We start from the raw sequence: 14,947 nt of genomic DNA, 5'->3' as shown, positions 1-14,947 counted from the left end.
ATCTCATTCAAAGGCCGGTTGCCGCGCGCCTCGGCCGCCGCAGCGCTGCTCCAGCCGGCTCATGCTGTCGACCGTTACATGGCGTTTGTTCTCGATCCGGATCACGCCGTCAGCCCGCAATCGCGTAAGCTGGCGGCTCACGGTCTCGTTCGTCAGTCCAAGGAAATCAGAGATGTCGGCACGTGTCAGCGGCAGATCGAAGCATGCCGACCCAGCCGCCGGGTCGATCCTGGAATCCATATTCCGGGCGATCATGAGGAGAAAGCTCGCCACCTTCTCCGGTGCGGTCTTGCGCCCGAGAGTCACCATCCATTCAAGTGCCTCGTCGAGTTCGTCGAGCGTCTGCTTGAGCAGGCGATGCTCGAGTCCCGGTGATTCCTTCATTATCCGTTCAACGGCCGCCTTCGGAAACGAGCACAGCGAGACGGAGGTTGCCGCTTCCACATTGATCGTGCTTTTCACTTTGAAGGGCCGTCCCAGAAAATCCGGTGCGAACCGAAGACCGACAATCTGCTGGCGGCCGTCCGAAAGGCACTTCGTCAGCTTCACAACGCCTGAAAGCAAGTTTGAATAGCTGTCGACGGCCTCGGCGTCGGCGATCAGTTCGACCCCCGGCTCGAGCTTGTGCCGCGACGAAGTTTTGGCGAGCCCAACCAAATGGTTTGGATCGAGCGCACCGCAGACGCCGCGATTTCGTGCTGCGCAAGACAGGCAAAGAACGGGAATGCCGGAACTGTGAATGTCTTGCCGTACTGTCATTACGCTCGCGCTACCGATCCCAAGTTTCGGCAGGATAGCAAGGGATGGCAGAGAAATCCTTGCGGCAGTTTGTCCGTGCTGGCGGCTGACCGAAATCAGGGCTTTGGCTCTTCGACGCGTCCAGACTTCCGGCGAGGCAAAAACGGCGGACCACCAAATGAGACCGGAATTAGCTGCCAGGCTTGGCGAGAACGTCCCGCGTTATACCAGTTACCCGACCGCGCCGCATTTCCATCCTGGCGTCGACGCTGATGTCTATCGAAGCTGGTTGAAGGCGCTCGAAAGCGGTGACGAGGTCTCGCTCTACCTGCACATCCCTTATTGCGACCGGCTGTGCTGGTTCTGTGCGTGCCATACAAAGCAGACCCGCCGCTACGAGCCGGTGGCTTCGTATCTCCGCTCGCTTCACGCGGAGATCGCGACTGTCGCCGGTCTTGTCGGCGGCAAGGCCCATGTCCGCGCCGTGCATTTCGGCGGCGGCTCGCCGACCATGCTGAAGCCCGAGGATATGATAGCCTTGGGAACTGTCCTGCGGGATAGCTTCGATTTTCTTGCCGATGCGAAGATCAGCGTCGAAATCGAACCCAACGACATGGACGAAGCCCGCCTTGATACACTTGCCGAGATCGGCATGGCGCGGGCGAGCCTCGGCGTTCAGGATTTCGATCCGAAGGTGCAGAAGGCGATCAACCGCGAGCAGAGCTTTTTGCAGACCAAGGCGGTTGTCGACGGCATTCGCTCTCGCGGCGTAGGGTCCGTGAACCTCGATTTGCTTTACGGCCTGCCGCATCAGACCAGGGAGAGCGTCTGTTCCACCGTGGCGCAGGCGCTGACTCTGGAGCCGGACCGGATGGCGCTGTTCGGCTACGCGCATGTGCCCTGGTTCAAGAAGCATCAGACTATGATCGACGAGGCATGGTTGCCGGGTCCGGCCGAACGGTTCGCTCAGTGGCAAATTGCCGCCCGTCTGATCATGGGCGCCGGATACGAGGCGATTGGAATAGACCATTTCGCCAGGCCGGATGATGCGCTTGCAGTCTCGGCTCGCACGGGAACAATCCGCCGCAATTTCCAGGGCTACACCGAGGATCGCTGCGAAACACTGATCGGGCTCGGGCCGTCATCGATCAGCCGGTTTCGACAGGGCTATTCGCAGAACATGCCGTCGACAGCCGAATATGGACGCATGGTCGAGGGGGGACATCTGGCCACGGTCCGCGGCATCGCGTTTTCCGAAGATGACCGTGTTCGCGGCTGGATCATCGAGCGCTTGATGTGCGATTTCGGCTTTTCAGCAGCCGATCTGGTGGAACGCTTCGGGGAAGCCGGACAAAAGCTTCTTTTCCAAGCAAGCTCCATCGCCATTGGCGACCCTGCTCGACCGCTTGAACTCCAAGGTGACAGTTACGTCGTATCGGCGGAAAGTCGTCCCTTTGTAAGGAGCATTGCAGCGAAGTTCGACAAATATTTCGAAAGTGGAACGGCCAGGCACTCAGTGGCAGTCTGAGTGCCACAGACGAACGTCACCGTCTTCAGTCGATCGCGAACCTCCTCAAAATCGCCGAAACCAGCAGCTAACAATTCGATAGTGCATATGGCGCCACTTTACGATGCTGTGACGACGCGGGTATTTCCCAAAGGGGGTCGCATGGCAGAGGGCTGGGACCCGCCGGAACCCTGCAGGCAGGGCTCCACTTCGTATCCGCCCAAGCAGGTTGGATTGTTCGGCCCAGTCTTTCACTGAATGTCAGCGACGCACCCCATTGCGGCTACCGCTACTCAGCGCTGCGGCTCTTGAATGCCCCTTTGAGATGAGCTCATTCTGAGTAACAACCGCACGGCGTTCCCACGTGTCTGAAACCATGCATCAGTGCGGCTAGCACGCCCTGCGCCTGTTCGCGGTTTCCGGGCCGCCCAGGCACTTACTTGACCTCCAGCTGCTCGAAGTTCGCGCATAGGCCTTACGGATCGGTAGGCCGCGACCGCCGGGAAATTAGGCACCCGGGCGGCTGCGCCAATTGACCAACTTTATGCTTCGATTACTCGGAATCTGAACCTGACACGCGTCGCGATTTCTCTGACATGCCGGCGGCAGGCAAGCTTTCCTTTCTGGCCTTGGCAAACGCTCTGTCACCTTCCAGAAACCCTGCCAGCATGAAAGGTATGAGTTCCGCTACCGTTTCAGACTCGCCATAGGTCTGGCGGTAAAGCGCCGCATAGTCCTTGAGTGTTTGGTTCAGGTCCGCGCTAACGGTGATGGTCATCTTCGAAGGTGTCCGGTCTGGAAGCTTTCCAAGTTTCAGATCTGCCATGATTACTCCTGTTCAAGTCGGGTATGGGCGCAGCACAAGATCCTTGTGTACAATCACGCGTAGGGGCCAACCGGGGCGGACGATAATGGTGGGTTGAATATTCAGGTTCTTTTCGGTGATGCGCTGGCCGGCTTGACTGATGTTTTGCTGAGTGGATTCCCGGATCGCCTTAACTAGGTCGCTTTCGTTTTCCCCAAAGCTCAACTCGGTACCAACGCCCAGTAGCGTCGCTAGAGCAACTCCCTTGATCAGCTGCCAGGTGTGAAAATCGACCTTGTCCTCAAGCCCGGCATAGCCGGCAGTATCCGTCGCTGGCAGATTGTCGATTTCGATCGAGGAACCGTCGGGCAGGATTATTCGCTGCCAGACCAGCAATGCGCGCCTCTGCCCAAAAGCCACGACGCTGTCATAAGTGCCGATGAGGCGTGAGCCTTGCGGAATGAGCACAATGCTGCCGGTGACTGTGTCGTGCACATTCTCGGTGACCTGCGCGACGACAAGGCCAGGCAAGTCGGAATTTATGCCGGTGACGAGACTGGCCGCAATCACGCTGCCGGCCATCAGTTGGTAGGGTGAGGCCGGCGTCTGCAGCGCGTGCTGATTGTAGATCCCGCTTGTGTTCCGCTGACTGATAAAATCGAGCTTGCGCTGTTGGTTGTTCTGGTCACCCTCGGCTGGGGCAACGGAAGCTGACGTGCGCGTCGCTCCGGATTGCGGAAGCGCCCCAGACGGCTGCTGCGCACTCGGCCCGCCGCCGGCGACATCTGTCTGTCTGGGTCGATTGTCGAGCCGGAATAAGACTTGCGACTCGCGCGCCTCAATTGCTTGCTGGGCAAGGCGCTGCTCCTCGGCGGAGATATCCTGCCCTGGCGCGATGCCGAGCTGACGTTGGCGTTCAAGGATGGGGCGACCGAGGTCGCCGGGCAGTGGCGGTCCGAGCACAGGGGCCTTCGGCATGATCCCGGAATAGTCCTTGGGAAGCGCTTCTAGTCCCTCGGCGGGTGGCTTGCGCTCGGTGTTATAGCGGTCCTCTGCCTGGTGCTTGATACGCCATGCCGGTCCTTGAAGCGCCATCATCGTGACGCCCAGAATGGCACCGGATCCGACTGCAGCGATGGCGATGATCACACCGCGCCTGAATCGGACAGCGCGGCGGGGCGAGGCTCGCAATTGCAGCTGCTCGGGATCGAGTTTCGGCGGCGCATCGGATCGGGAAGTATCGGTCATGAGCGCTCCCCTCACCTGCTGGGCCGCGCAAAGAGCGGAATCCGCCGCGGCGGTTGCCGGCCGTCAGTCCTGGTGATGCGCACCACTTGCTGCTGTTTGGCGCCGAGGCGCAGTTCGGCGGCAGCAAAGAGGCGATCGACGATGTAATAGTTGCCGCGCATACGGAAGTTGACGAGCTGGTCATTGCCATCGGCGCCGACGATGAAGAGAGGAGGCGCTTCACCCTGATCAATGCGACGGGGGAATTCGATATAGACCTTGCTGCCATCGTCGAAAGCGCGCATCGGCCTCCAGGGTGGTGTGTCGCCGGTGATTGAATAACGGAAGCGGATATTCTCGAGCGCCACATTCGAAGCTACCGGCATGGCACCCTCGGCTTGAGCGTTGCGCTGGCGTAGCGCGATGATCTGGTCCTCGCTATAGGTCCAAGAGATCGCCGCCATTGAGGTTTTCTCCGTGCTTTGAAGCTGCAAATGGTAGGTGCGTCGTTCTGTGGTGATCACCAGATTGGTGGTAAGCCCCGGCGCGAAGGGTTTTACCAGCACATGGGTGCGCTGATTGTCACCGGTGCCGCTGACGGTATCGCCGATCACCCAACGCACCGTGTCGCCGGCCGACACGGCTGTTAGTTTCTCGCCCGGCTGGAGTGCGATATCGGTGACGCGCTCCGGTGCGGCGTAGAGCTGATAGAGCGCGCCATCGGCGAATGGATAAACCTGAACCGCATTCATGTACCCATACCTGGTAGGTTGCTGCGTCGCTGCTTTATTGGCATCGGAGACCCGTTCTTCAGGAGAGCGCTTGTCTTCGGCCACCCTGCCCGGATTGGGCTGTAGCTGACCGGGTAGCGGCAGCGGCTTTGGCACCTCGACTATCTTGACCGGCTTCTCCGGCGGCTTCTCGATTGCGGCTGGTTTGAAATCGGCAGCATCATAGGAAATCTCAGGCGGCGGTACCGACTTCGACGCGCAGGCGGAGAGGACCGCTGTAGAGGCCGACAGGATCAGCACGGCACGGACCGACGACATTCTATTCTTCATTGGTGGACTCCTTTTGGGGAAACGGACGTCGGCGCAGCACTGTCGAGCTCGCGCGACCAATCGATGGCGTTGATGAAGACGCCGAGCGGGTTGTTGCGCAGTTGGTCAGTATTGCTTGGCGGGCGGATCACGATGGTGAGGATCGCGATCCAGCGCGTCGTGCTGGCAAGGCTGCCGCGCTCAAAAACCTGCTCGGCCCATTTGACCTGGAACGAGCTGTCGGAAGCCCTGACCACGCTGGTCACTTGCACCGACACGCTGCGTGTGCCGATCTGACCGAAAGGATCGTTCGCCTTGGCGTACTCGTTGAGAAAGAGCGCCGCGCGGTCGGTGGCGAAGTCATAGGCCGAAAGCCAGTTCTGCCGCACCAGCACCGGATCGGTGGAAACGGAACGGACATTCTGAATGAAGCGGCCGAGATGCCACGCGATCTGGGCATCGGAGGGCTCGTAGTCCCGGATTGCCGGCGCAACGGCGCGTGCCTCGCCGAAGCCGTCGACCTCGACGACGTAAGGCACGACGCGGCTCTGCATCGACTGCCACACGAGTCCGCCGGAAAGTCCGGCCGCCAAGGTCAGACAGCCAAGAGCCATGAACCGCCAGTTGCGGGCCTGCACTCGAGATGAGCCTATGCGCTCGTCCCAGAGCTGCGCGGCCTTCTGATACGGCGTGACCGGCTCGGGCGTCTTGCCGTAACGTTGAATGGGTCGCTTGAATAGCATTTAGTCGTCCTTGTCGTTGAGAGAGGGATTGGCGCTGCCTCCCGGCCTGTCGCCTTCACGGACTGCCTGCATGGCGGCGTGACGGTGGGCACGGGCTGTCTGTTCGGAACGCAGGCGCCTGGCCCAGCCGGGCGCGGCATCAGCGACCGGACCAGTAGGGCTTCCGGTCATGGATGCGGTCGGCGCACCACCGGTCGCGGTCCAGGCAGCTTCGCGCCCGGCATCAACGCTGCGCCCGAAGCCTCCTGCGGCAGATCGTGCCGCCCGCATTGCGGCGCCGCCGGCGGCGCTGGTCACACCATGCATTCCAGCAGCTACACCGGGCAGGCCGGACTCGGGCGATGTTGCGCGCCCCATCTGCCAGGCCGTAGAAGCCGCTGACCCCATGGTCGTGCCGGCACGGAGTGCGGTGAGACCGCTGCCGGTTGCCATGCGCGCGCCGGCAAATGCTGCGCCTGCGGCAACGAGCGATGCACCGGCTGCGGCTGCCGTGGTTCCAAGTGCGGCGCCCGCGCCAAGCTGCGGCGCGCCCGAGACAAGACCGGAGGCTATCCCAGGTCCGAAAATGCCGAGACCAAGGAGCGCCAAGGCGCCCAGGACCTGTGACATGGCGGCGGCCAGATCCGGCTCCTTGCCTTGCAGCGCGGAAGCGAACTCGCCAAAGAGCGTGGAGCCGATGCCGATGATGACGGCCAACACCATCACCTTGATGCCCGACGAGATGACATTGCCGAGCACGCGCTCGGCGAGAAACGCTGACCGGTTCCAAAGCGCGAAGGGCACAAGAATGAATCCGGCCAGAGTGGTGAGTTTGAATTCGAGGATGGTGATGAAGAGTTGGATGGAGAGGATGAAGAAGGCGATGATGACCAGGAACCAGGCCACGAGCAGCACGAAGATGGTGAGCGCGTTGCCGAAGATTTCTGGGAAGCCGAGAAGCTGGCTTGCCTGATCGAGAAGCGGCCAGGCGCCCTCGAAACCGGTTGCGGCAATGCGGCCCGGATGCAGGAGATTGTCGGCGGAGAGATTGCCTGAGGACGCATTGATGCCGAGGCCAGCGAAGGACCGATAGATGATGTCGGCGAGGTTCTTGAAATTGTTCAGGATGAAGGCAAAGACGCCGACATAGAGCACTTTGCGGATGAGCCGGCCGAATATGTTGGGTTCGCCGCCGAATGCCCAGGCGAGGCCGGCAAGTGTGACGTCGATGCCGATCAGGGTCGTGGTAAGGAAGGCGACATCGCCCGAGAGCAGACCGAACCCGCTATCGATGTAGCGGATGAAGGTCTCCATGAAGCGATCAATGACCCCAAGGTCGTTCATGCCGCCTTCCTCGTCGTCAAGAGATTGGTGATCAGTTGCCGGGATAGGCCCTGCCTGTGCCGAGGAAGCGCTTTGTCGTCTCGCGCGCGGCCTCCTCGGACTGCGCCTTGCGCGCCGCATCCTCGGCCTCAGCGCGGAACTGCGTTGCGAGCAGCGTCTGGATCTGCATCTGCTGCTTGGTCGAAAGCGCAAGGAGCTGGTTGGTGGCCTGACTTGCCTGAAGCGCACCGGCCGCGCCTTGGCTGCGGTTGACGAGATCGGCAAGCAGGTCACCATCACCGCGAACATTCTCGACGATCTGCGACTGAACACCCATGGTCTGACGGAATGCCTGCATTGCGCTTTGCCAGCGGTCACGTGCGGCGCTCGCCACATCGCTGACCTTGATCGTGGCGTCGTAGCTTTCCGGATATTGATTACGCCACTGGTCCTGAAGCTTGTTGAGATCAAAGCTCAGGCCACTCGCCTGGTCCATCAGACCGTCGATCCGTTGGAGCGAGCCGGTAAGCTGACCCACGGAAGAAAAATCCAGACCCTGAAGATTGCGTGCCATGTTCTGCAGCACGGTCGCCTGGTTCTGGAGCGACTGGATCTGGTTGTTGATCTGCTCCAGCGAGCGCGCCGCCGTGAGCACGTTCTGTGCGTAGTTCGACGGATCGAACACGATGAGCGCGTAGGCCGGCTGCACGTAGTCGGCCATCGGCTTGGCGATCAACGAAAGGGTGATCAGGCCCGAGAGAAAGCGGCGCCGCATCATGACGATTGCTCCTTGGTTGGTTGAGGGAATTGCTGGAGAAGCTCGGCCGCCCAATCCAGGCCGCGGGCGCCGAGGAAGCGAAAGACAAAGCTGTCCTGCCCGTGCTTGGACAGGACCCTGTCGATCAGGCTTTGCGCGGCTGGACCCGAGGCGCCGCAAAGTGCAAGCGCGATGGGGCCGAGCCCGAGCTCGAAGAGACGGTTGCCGCAGCGCGACTGCAAATAGTAGTGCCGCTTCGGCGTGGCCCGGGCGATCAGTTCAATCTGCCGGTCGTTGAGACCGAAGCGCTCATAGGCAGTCCGTGCCTGCGGTTCCACGGCACGATCATTGGGGAGAAAAATGCGCTGTGGGCAGCTCTCGATGATCGCCGGCGCTATTGCAGAGCCGGCGATGTCGGCAAGCGACTGCGTGGCGAAGATCACCGATACGTTCTTCTTTCGCAGCACCTTCAGCCATTCGCGGATGCGGGCAGCAAAAAGCGGATTGTCGAGATAGACCCAGGCCTCATCGAGCATGAGCAGCGTCGGTCGCCCGTCGAACCGCTCCTCAAGGCGATGGAAGAGATAGGTGAGCACAGGCAGCACAGCGCTTTGGCTATGCATCAGCTCCTCGGTCTCGAAGCACTGCACATCCGACAAGGCCAGCCGATCGTCATCGGCATCGAGCAATCGGCCGAAGGGACCGTCGAGCGTGTAGGGCATTAAGGCGGACTTCAGTGCATTGGACTGAAGCAGGACCGACAGACCGGTCAGCGTGCGCTCCTGCGCCGGCGCGGTGGCGAGGCTGTTGAGCGCCGACCAGATCGCCTCCTTCACCTCCGGCGTGAGGGTGACGTTCTCATGGGCAATCAGGCCGGCGATCCATTCAGCTGCCCAGCTGCGCTTACCCTGATCACCGATATTGCGCAGTGGCTGGAAGGCAAGCGCACCGTCCGAACCCAAGACATGATGCTCTCCACCCATGGCGAGCGTTGCCGCGCGCGCCGAATTGCCTTTGTCGAAGACATAGACCTGCGCGCCGGCATAGCGACGAAACTGCAGGGCGATCAGGGCAAGCAGCACCGATTTTCCGGCGCCGGTCGGTCCAACGATCAGCATGTGGCCGACATCTTCGACATGAGAAGAAAGCCGGAACGGAGTCGACCCGCTGGTTTCGGCGATGAGGAGCGGCGGGGCCTCTCGTCCAGTGACTTCAGCCAGATGCTCGTTCGCCGCAGGACCGGCCCACACCGAGGAAAGCGGCATGAGATGGGCAAGGTTCAGCGTGTGAACGAGCGGCTGACGAACGTTGGCATAGACATGACCCGGCAGCGAGCCGAGCCAGGCTTCGACCGCATTGACGCTTTCGCGGATGGTGGTGAACCCGAGCCCATTGATGATGCGCTCGACCGCGCGAAGTTTCTCAGCGGCGGCTTGGCGATCCTCGTCCCATACCGTCACCGTTGCAGTGAGATACCCGAAGCCGACATGATCGCCGCCCAACGCCTGAAGTGCTTCATCGGCGTCGAGCGCCTTATTGTCGGCGTCGCTGTCGACGAGCGGAACGGGTTCGTTGCTTACAACCTCGCGCAGGATTGCGACGATCGATTTGCGCTTGGCAAACCACTGCCGGCGCAAGCGGGTCAGCGTCTTGGTGGCCTCGGTCTTGCCGAGCGGAATGAAGCGCGTCATCCAGCGATAGGCGAAATCCTGATGATTGAGGGCATCGAGGATTCCGGGCCGGGTGAGGTTCGGAAAGCCGAGGATGGTAAGTGTGCGAAGATGTTGCTCACCCAGCATCGGCTCCAAGCCGCCGGTAAGCGGCACATCGACCAGGATGCCGTCCAGATACATCGGCGTTTCCGGCACGGCGACCGGATGGCGGCGGGTCGAGATCGTGTCGTGCAGGTATGTCAGCGTCTCGGCGTCATCGAGCAGACGCACTTCGGGCATGAAGCCCGACAGAAGATCCAGCACACGGTCGGTCTCGTCACGGAACCGCGCCATCTCCTGGCGCCAGTCTCTTTCGCCTTCTGAATGATGCGAGTCGACGAGCGCGCTTTCCGCCCGCGCCTGGGCGTCCGGTGGCGGCATGGACAGCAAGGTCAGGTGATAGCGGCTCTCGAAATGCGCGACCTTGCCTTCGAAGGCAGCACGCCGTTCTTCATCAACCAGCCATGACGCCGCGTCCGGGAAACGCGAGGACGGATAGCCCAGCGCTTCGATGCGCTCGGCCTCGAAAAACAATGTCCAGCCGGAGCCAAGGCGTCTAAGCGCATTGTTGGCCCGGGCGCAGATGCCGATGAGTTCGGCTTCGGTCGAGCTTTCCAGATCGGGCCCGCGAAACCGAAGAGTCCGCTGAACGCTGCCGTCCTTGTTGAGCACGATGCCGGGCGCCACCAGTGCTGCCCAGGGCAGATGGTCGGCAAGCCGGTCGGCCTTGCCGCGATATTCCGAAAGGTTCAGCATGCGAGCCATCCCCTCAGGCGAAGGTGACGGACAAGCACGCTGGCAAAGTCGGGATCGCGCCTTGCGGCAAAGACCGCGAGCGTGTGGCCGCCAAGCCAGAGCACTAGCCCGGCAATCCATTGCTGCAAGCCTAGTCCGATGGCCGCAGCCACCGTGCCGTTGAGGATCGCCACCGCCCGCGGCGCGCCGCCAAGCAGGATCGGTTCAGTCAATGCCCGGTGAACGGGAACCTCGAAGCCCTCGATATGTTGCACTCCGGCGGCCATCAGACGAGCGCCCCGCCGCCGAAGGAGAAGAACGAGAGGAAGAAGCTCGATGCGGCGAAGGCGATCGACAGGCCGAAGACGATCTGAATCAGCCGGCGGAAACCGCCTGCAGTATCGCCGAAGGCAAGGGTCAGGCCGGTGGTGATGATGATGATCACCGCGACGATTTTGGCGACCGGTCCCTGCACCGATTCCAGGATCTGCTGCAGCGGCTGTTCCCAAGGCATGCCGGAGCCGGCAGCGTGCGCCGGAACTGTGAGAAGAAACGCGAGCGCGGCAAACGAAAGAAAGCGGAGCTTCTTGCTCATAAGGGGGCCTTTCAGAGTTGCTGGAGTTGCGGAGGCGTGAGTGGGGTGACGGCGTAGTCGCCGCTGCCGTCGAGACCTGTGACCTCAGCGATTGCATCGATGCGGCGCGACAAGCCGCGCCCCGCGATGAAGACGATGAGATCGATGGCATCGGCGATGAGGCGGCGCGGCACGGTGACGACAGCTTCCTGTGCAAGCTGCTCGATGCGATAGAGGGCAGAGCGCGCCGAATTGGCATGAACCGTGGCGATGCCGCCGGGGTGCCCGGTGTTCCATGCCTTGAGCATGTCCAGCGCTTCCGCGCCCCTGACTTCACCGACGATGATGCGGTCGGGGCGGAGCCGGAGCGTCGAGCGCACGAGATCGGCGAGTGTGACCGAGCCCCGCCTGGTTCTCAGGGCAACGCAGTCCTTTGCTGCGCATTGCAGTTCGCGGGTGTCCTCGATGAGGATCACTCGCTCGTCGCATTCGGCGACTTCGGCCAGCAGCGCATTGGCAAGCGTCGTCTTACCCGACGACGTGCCTCCAGCGACAAGGATGTTGCGCCGTTCTCGGACTGCCTTTATCAACGCATCGGCCTGCAGCGGCAACATGATGCGATCCGCAACATAGTTGGCCAGCGTGTAGAGCTTTGCGGCTGGTTTGCGGATGGCAAAGCAAGGCGCCAGCACGACAGGCGGCAGCAGTCCCTCGAAGCGTTCGCCCGATGGCAATTCGGCGCTGACAATCGGATTGTCCGCATGCGCCTCGGCACGCACGTGGGAAGCGACCAGGCGGATGATGCGTTCCGCCTCGGAAGGATGCATATGCACGGCCGTATCGATTCGGCCTTCTCCCAGCCGGTCGAGCCGCAGCGCACCATCGGGATTGACCATCACCTCGATGACCAATGGATCGGCCAGCGCCTCAGTGATCGTCGGACCCATGGCGGTGCGCAGCATGGCGCGGCGTCGGTGGTCGGCCTCTGGATGAGCGCTCATCCTTCCCCTCCTCCGCCATTGTCTTTGCCAAACGAGCGTTTCCCCGATGCGATCTGGCGACCGACCTGCTCGACGAATTTGTCGAAACGCTCCTGAGCAATCGCCTGCGTCGCCTTGTCCGGAACAGGCGTGTGGGCATGAAGCGTGATCGAAAAGCGGATGAAGAGCGCCAAGCTTTCTAATGTCATGTCGACATCGCGCCTGACGTGACTGAGGTCGCGGGAAAGACGGTCCAGCCTCATGCCATAGCGCCGATCGAGTTCATTCTCGCCACGCCGCTCAATGAAAGCTTCTACGGCCTTCGCGACGACCGCGGATTTTGTGGTCGAGGGATCGCGGCTGAGGTTGTCCAGCTTCTCGCTCAATTCCGGTTCGAGCAGAAACTGGTGACGAATGCGGTGGGGCTTCATGCGCTTGTTCCAACTGGCCGGCGCTGGCGGGCCGGCGGCGGAACAAGCATTATCGAGATGCCCAAAATTGCTTACGGCCGTTATCTACGCTGAGATACGCCCGAGCTGCGGAAAGCGTTCAGAAGCCGGGGACGATATCCTTATCATCGCCCCTTCCCTCGTTGATGCCATAGGCACCTGCGACGGTGGAGATCCGGTCCATGACGCGCTTGTCCGCCATCGCCTCGCTATCATCGTCTGCGGGTCTGGACAGATCGTCCTGGTCCGGTTCCTGGGTGACGGCGGTATGTTCTTCGGGTAGGCCAGGATGGCGCTGCTGCTGAACACCTCCCTCGTCCGCAAGCGCCGCGCCAGCGCTTTCATCGTCAGACGCAAGACGACGGTCGACGCCGCGTACTTGCCCAGTCCAATCGTCCGGCCGCGACATCGGGCAGTCCGCGTAGGGTCCGTCGCGCAACACCGGCGAAGGCAGCACCCGCTCGGTGAAATTGTGATCCTCATAGTATCGCAGCTTTTTGGCCCGGATGGGGGGCAATCCCGAAACCAGCACCAGTTCGTCCGCGGGCGGCAATTGCATCACCTCGCCCGGTGTCAGCAGCGGGCGGGCGGTTTCCTGGCGGCTCACCATGACATGCGAGAGCCAAGGTGCCAGCCGGTGGCCCGCATAGTTGCGCATGGATCTGAGTTCCGTGGCCGTGCCAAGCGCGTCCGAGATTCGCTTGGCCGTGCGCTCATCATTGGAGGAAAAGGCAATTCGCAAATGGCAGTTGTCCAGAATGGCGTTGTTGTCGCCATACGCTTTGGAGATCTGGTTCAACGATTGCGCGATCAAGTAGGCACGAATTCCGTAACCGGCCATAAACGCGAGCGCGGTCTCAAAGAAGTCGAGGCGACCGAGCGCCGGAAACTCATCCAGCATCATCAGCAGTTGATGCTTGCGGCTCTTCTTTGGGTCACCCTCGAGGCGCTCCGTCAGCCGCCTGCCGATCTGGTTCAGGATCAGTCGCACCAAGGGCTTGGTGCGCGAGATGTCCGATGGCGGCACGACCAGATAGAGCGACATCGGCCACTCCGCATCCATCAGATCGGCAATGCGCCAGTCGCAGTCCGATGTTACCGCGGCCACGGTCGGATCACGGTAGAGGCCGAGAAAAGACATGGCGGTCGAGAGGACGCCTGAACGTTCGTTCTCCGATTTGTTCAACACCTCTCGTGCCGCCGAGGCCACGACGGGATGGACCTGAGGCTTATTGGCCGCGCCGAGATGGTTGGTCGTCATCATTCGCCGCAAAGTCGCGGCAAACGAGCGTTGCGGGTCCGAGAGAAAGGTGGCGACGCGGGCAAGAGTCTTTTCCTCTTCGGCGTAGAGCACGTGCAAGATAGCGCCGACCAGGAGTGAATGACTGGTCTTCTCCCAATGATTCCGCCGCTCCAGCGCGCCTTCCGGATCGACTAGAATGTCGGCGATGTTTTGGACATCGCGAATCTCGTCCGAACCTTTGCGTACCTCCAGCAGCGGGTTGTAGCGGGCCGATCGCGGATCAGTCGGATTGAACAAAAGGCAATGCGAGAACCTCGACCGCCAGCCGGAGCTCAGCTGCCAGTTCTCGCCTTTGATGTCGTGAATGACGGCCGAGCCGGACCAGGAGAGAAGGGTTGGGACAACCAGTCCGACGCCCTTGCCGGAACGTGTCGGCGCAAAGGCCATGACGTGCTCAGGCCCGTCATGACGCAGATACCGGTCCTTCAGTTTGCCGAGGAAGACGCCTGCCGGCTGAAACAGCCCTGCTTTCTCGATCTCCCGCGTCGCCGCCCATCGAGAGGAGCCATAGGTGGTGACCAAGCCGCGCTGGCGCGCGCGCCAGAGGGAACCAGCGATCGCAGCGGCACAGCCCATGAATCCACTGGTGCCCGCAAGCATGCCCGCCTTGTCGAATACCTCGGGCGCATAGGCATCGAATTGGAACCACCATTCCAACAGTTTCCACGGCTCGTAGATCGGCCAGCCAGCCGCGACAAACCATGGCGCGCCGAGTTGTTCCTGAAAGGCTAGCATATGAGCGCACCATTGCGTGGCAGCCCACACGCCGAGGAGAACGATGGCGAACACAATGGCGATCTGCCCAATCAGAAGCTTCGTGGGCGTCACTGGCTTGCTCCGCTGTTCTGGAGAGATGGATCGAGCATCGCCCGGGACGGCCGGAACAGGAATGCGCCCTATGTACGACTTGGTGCGATGAGAGGCTGTTTGGCGCGCCGTTGCTCTCCTTCGAGGTGTATCAATATTCGCGCATTCCCGAGGACTGCTATGTCGAAGGGGACTCATATCGGTCGTGCCTATCGTGAGCACGTGGTCGGGGAGCTGGCGGTGGCGTGCGGGCAAGCCGCTGAGGAAA

Annotated in this window: 14 protein-coding genes; 1 reads left to right on the top strand and 13 read right to left on the bottom strand. The window is 61.5% G+C overall.

Annotation, left to right across the window (positions count from 1 at the left end; all coding sequences use genetic code 11):
* Positions 1-3 precede the first annotated feature (3 nt).
* Complete coding sequence (locus MESS4_RS09195) at positions 4-759, bottom strand: Crp/Fnr family transcriptional regulator (protein WP_036240979.1); 756 nt, start codon at positions 757-759, stop codon at positions 4-6.
* 157 nt (positions 760-916) lie between these two features.
* On the opposite strand from MESS4_RS09195, the gene hemN reads away from it, so the two are divergent.
* Positions 917-2,266 (top strand): oxygen-independent coproporphyrinogen III oxidase, encoded by a 1,350-nt coding sequence (gene hemN, locus MESS4_RS09190; protein WP_006329232.1) that lies wholly within the window; start codon positions 917-919, stop codon positions 2,264-2,266.
* 532 nt (positions 2,267-2,798) lie between these two features.
* On the opposite strand, the gene MESS4_RS09185 is transcribed toward hemN, so the two are convergent.
* The 12 genes from MESS4_RS09185 to MESS4_RS09130 form a co-directional block, all read right to left on the bottom strand.
* On the bottom strand, positions 2,799-3,071 hold the full coding sequence (locus MESS4_RS09185) for a DUF2274 domain-containing protein (RefSeq protein WP_006329231.1): 273 nt from the start codon (positions 3,069-3,071) through the stop codon (positions 2,799-2,801).
* A gap of 12 nt (positions 3,072-3,083) precedes the next feature.
* Positions 3,084-4,298, bottom strand: coding sequence for a TrbI/VirB10 family protein (locus MESS4_RS09180; protein WP_036240991.1), 1,215 nt, complete (start codon positions 4,296-4,298; stop codon positions 3,084-3,086).
* 11 nt (positions 4,299-4,309) lie between these two features.
* Positions 4,310-5,338 carry a P-type conjugative transfer protein TrbG gene (gene trbG / locus MESS4_RS09175; protein ID WP_036240977.1) on the bottom strand — a complete coding sequence of 343 codons (1,029 nt, stop codon included), beginning with the start codon at positions 5,336-5,338 and terminating at the stop codon, positions 4,310-4,312.
* A complete protein-coding gene (trbF, locus tag MESS4_RS09170) occupies positions 5,335-6,060 on the bottom strand; it encodes a conjugal transfer protein TrbF (RefSeq protein ID WP_006329228.1) in 726 nt (241 codons plus the stop codon). Before trbF ends, trbG begins: the two co-directional genes overlap by 4 nt.
* Entirely contained in the window at positions 6,061-7,383 is a 1,323-nt protein-coding gene (gene trbL, locus MESS4_RS09165; protein ID WP_006329225.1) for a P-type conjugative transfer protein TrbL, read from the bottom strand.
* A gap of 31 nt (positions 7,384-7,414) precedes the next feature.
* Positions 7,415-8,140 carry a P-type conjugative transfer protein TrbJ gene (gene trbJ, locus MESS4_RS09160; protein ID WP_006329222.1) on the bottom strand — a complete coding sequence of 242 codons (726 nt, stop codon included), beginning with the start codon at positions 8,138-8,140 and terminating at the stop codon, positions 7,415-7,417.
* On the bottom strand, positions 8,137-10,587 hold the full coding sequence (gene trbE / locus MESS4_RS09155) for a conjugal transfer protein TrbE (RefSeq protein ID WP_006329220.1): 2,451 nt from the start codon (positions 10,585-10,587) through the stop codon (positions 8,137-8,139). The genes trbJ and trbE overlap by 4 nt, the downstream gene beginning before the upstream one ends.
* Positions 10,581-10,853 carry a VirB3 family type IV secretion system protein gene (locus tag MESS4_RS09150; RefSeq protein ID WP_006329217.1) on the bottom strand — a complete coding sequence of 91 codons (273 nt, stop codon included), beginning with the start codon at positions 10,851-10,853 and terminating at the stop codon, positions 10,581-10,583. Before MESS4_RS09150 ends, trbE begins: the two co-directional genes overlap by 7 nt.
* Positions 10,853-11,161, bottom strand: a complete 309-nt coding sequence (locus tag MESS4_RS09145) for a TrbC/VirB2 family protein (protein WP_006329212.1) — start codon at positions 11,159-11,161, stop codon at positions 10,853-10,855. The genes MESS4_RS09150 and MESS4_RS09145 overlap by 1 nt, the downstream gene beginning before the upstream one ends.
* An 11-nt stretch (positions 11,162-11,172) precedes the next feature.
* The gene (gene trbB, locus MESS4_RS09140) at positions 11,173-12,141 is read right to left on the bottom strand and encodes a P-type conjugative transfer ATPase TrbB (RefSeq protein ID WP_006329211.1); all 969 of its coding nucleotides are present in this window, start codon (positions 12,139-12,141) and stop codon (positions 11,173-11,175) included.
* Complete coding sequence (locus MESS4_RS09135) at positions 12,138-12,551, bottom strand: hypothetical protein (RefSeq protein ID WP_006329210.1); 414 nt, start codon at positions 12,549-12,551, stop codon at positions 12,138-12,140. Before MESS4_RS09135 ends, trbB begins: the two co-directional genes overlap by 4 nt.
* 118 nt (positions 12,552-12,669) lie before the next feature.
* A complete protein-coding gene (locus tag MESS4_RS09130; RefSeq protein WP_006329207.1) occupies positions 12,670-14,700 on the bottom strand; it encodes a conjugal transfer protein TraG in 2,031 nt (676 codons plus the stop codon).
* Positions 14,701-14,947: the final 247 nt, after the last annotated feature.

This window comes from Mesorhizobium sp. STM 4661 (assembly GCF_000359125.1).
Taxonomy (GTDB): Bacteria; Pseudomonadota; Alphaproteobacteria; order Rhizobiales; family Rhizobiaceae; genus Mesorhizobium.
Note: the sequence above shows the minus strand (reverse complement) of the source record. Positions and strands in the feature narration are given on the sequence as shown.

What these genes read in the sequence shown, in the direction of transcription:
- trbF (WP_006329228.1), bottom strand. Translation starts at nt 6,060, where the DNA reads ATGCTATTCAAGCGACCCATTCAACGTTACGGCAAGACGCCCGAGCCG.
- MESS4_RS09195 (WP_036240979.1), bottom strand. Translation starts at nt 759, where the DNA reads ATGACAGTACGGCAAGACATTCACAGTTCCGGCATTCCCGTTCTTTGC.
- trbE (WP_006329220.1), bottom strand. Translation starts at nt 10,587, where the DNA reads ATGCTGAACCTTTCGGAATATCGCGGCAAGGCCGACCGGCTTGCCGAC.
- MESS4_RS09185 (WP_006329231.1), bottom strand. Translation starts at nt 3,071, where the DNA reads ATGGCAGATCTGAAACTTGGAAAGCTTCCAGACCGGACACCTTCGAAG.
- hemN (WP_006329232.1), top strand. Translation starts at nt 917, where the DNA reads ATGAGACCGGAATTAGCTGCCAGGCTTGGCGAGAACGTCCCGCGTTAT.
- trbB (WP_006329211.1), bottom strand. Translation starts at nt 12,141, where the DNA reads ATGAGCGCTCATCCAGAGGCCGACCACCGACGCCGCGCCATGCTGCGC.
- MESS4_RS09180 (WP_036240991.1), bottom strand. Translation starts at nt 4,298, where the DNA reads ATGACCGATACTTCCCGATCCGATGCGCCGCCGAAACTCGATCCCGAG.
- trbL (WP_006329225.1), bottom strand. Translation starts at nt 7,383, where the DNA reads ATGAACGACCTTGGGGTCATTGATCGCTTCATGGAGACCTTCATCCGC.
- MESS4_RS09150 (WP_006329217.1), bottom strand. Translation starts at nt 10,853, where the DNA reads ATGGCCGCCGGAGTGCAACATATCGAGGGCTTCGAGGTTCCCGTTCAC.
- trbJ (WP_006329222.1), bottom strand. Translation starts at nt 8,140, where the DNA reads ATGATGCGGCGCCGCTTTCTCTCGGGCCTGATCACCCTTTCGTTGATC.
- MESS4_RS09145 (WP_006329212.1), bottom strand. Translation starts at nt 11,161, where the DNA reads ATGAGCAAGAAGCTCCGCTTTCTTTCGTTTGCCGCGCTCGCGTTTCTT.
- trbG (WP_036240977.1), bottom strand. Translation starts at nt 5,338, where the DNA reads ATGAAGAATAGAATGTCGTCGGTCCGTGCCGTGCTGATCCTGTCGGCC.
- MESS4_RS09135 (WP_006329210.1), bottom strand. Translation starts at nt 12,551, where the DNA reads ATGAAGCCCCACCGCATTCGTCACCAGTTTCTGCTCGAACCGGAATTG.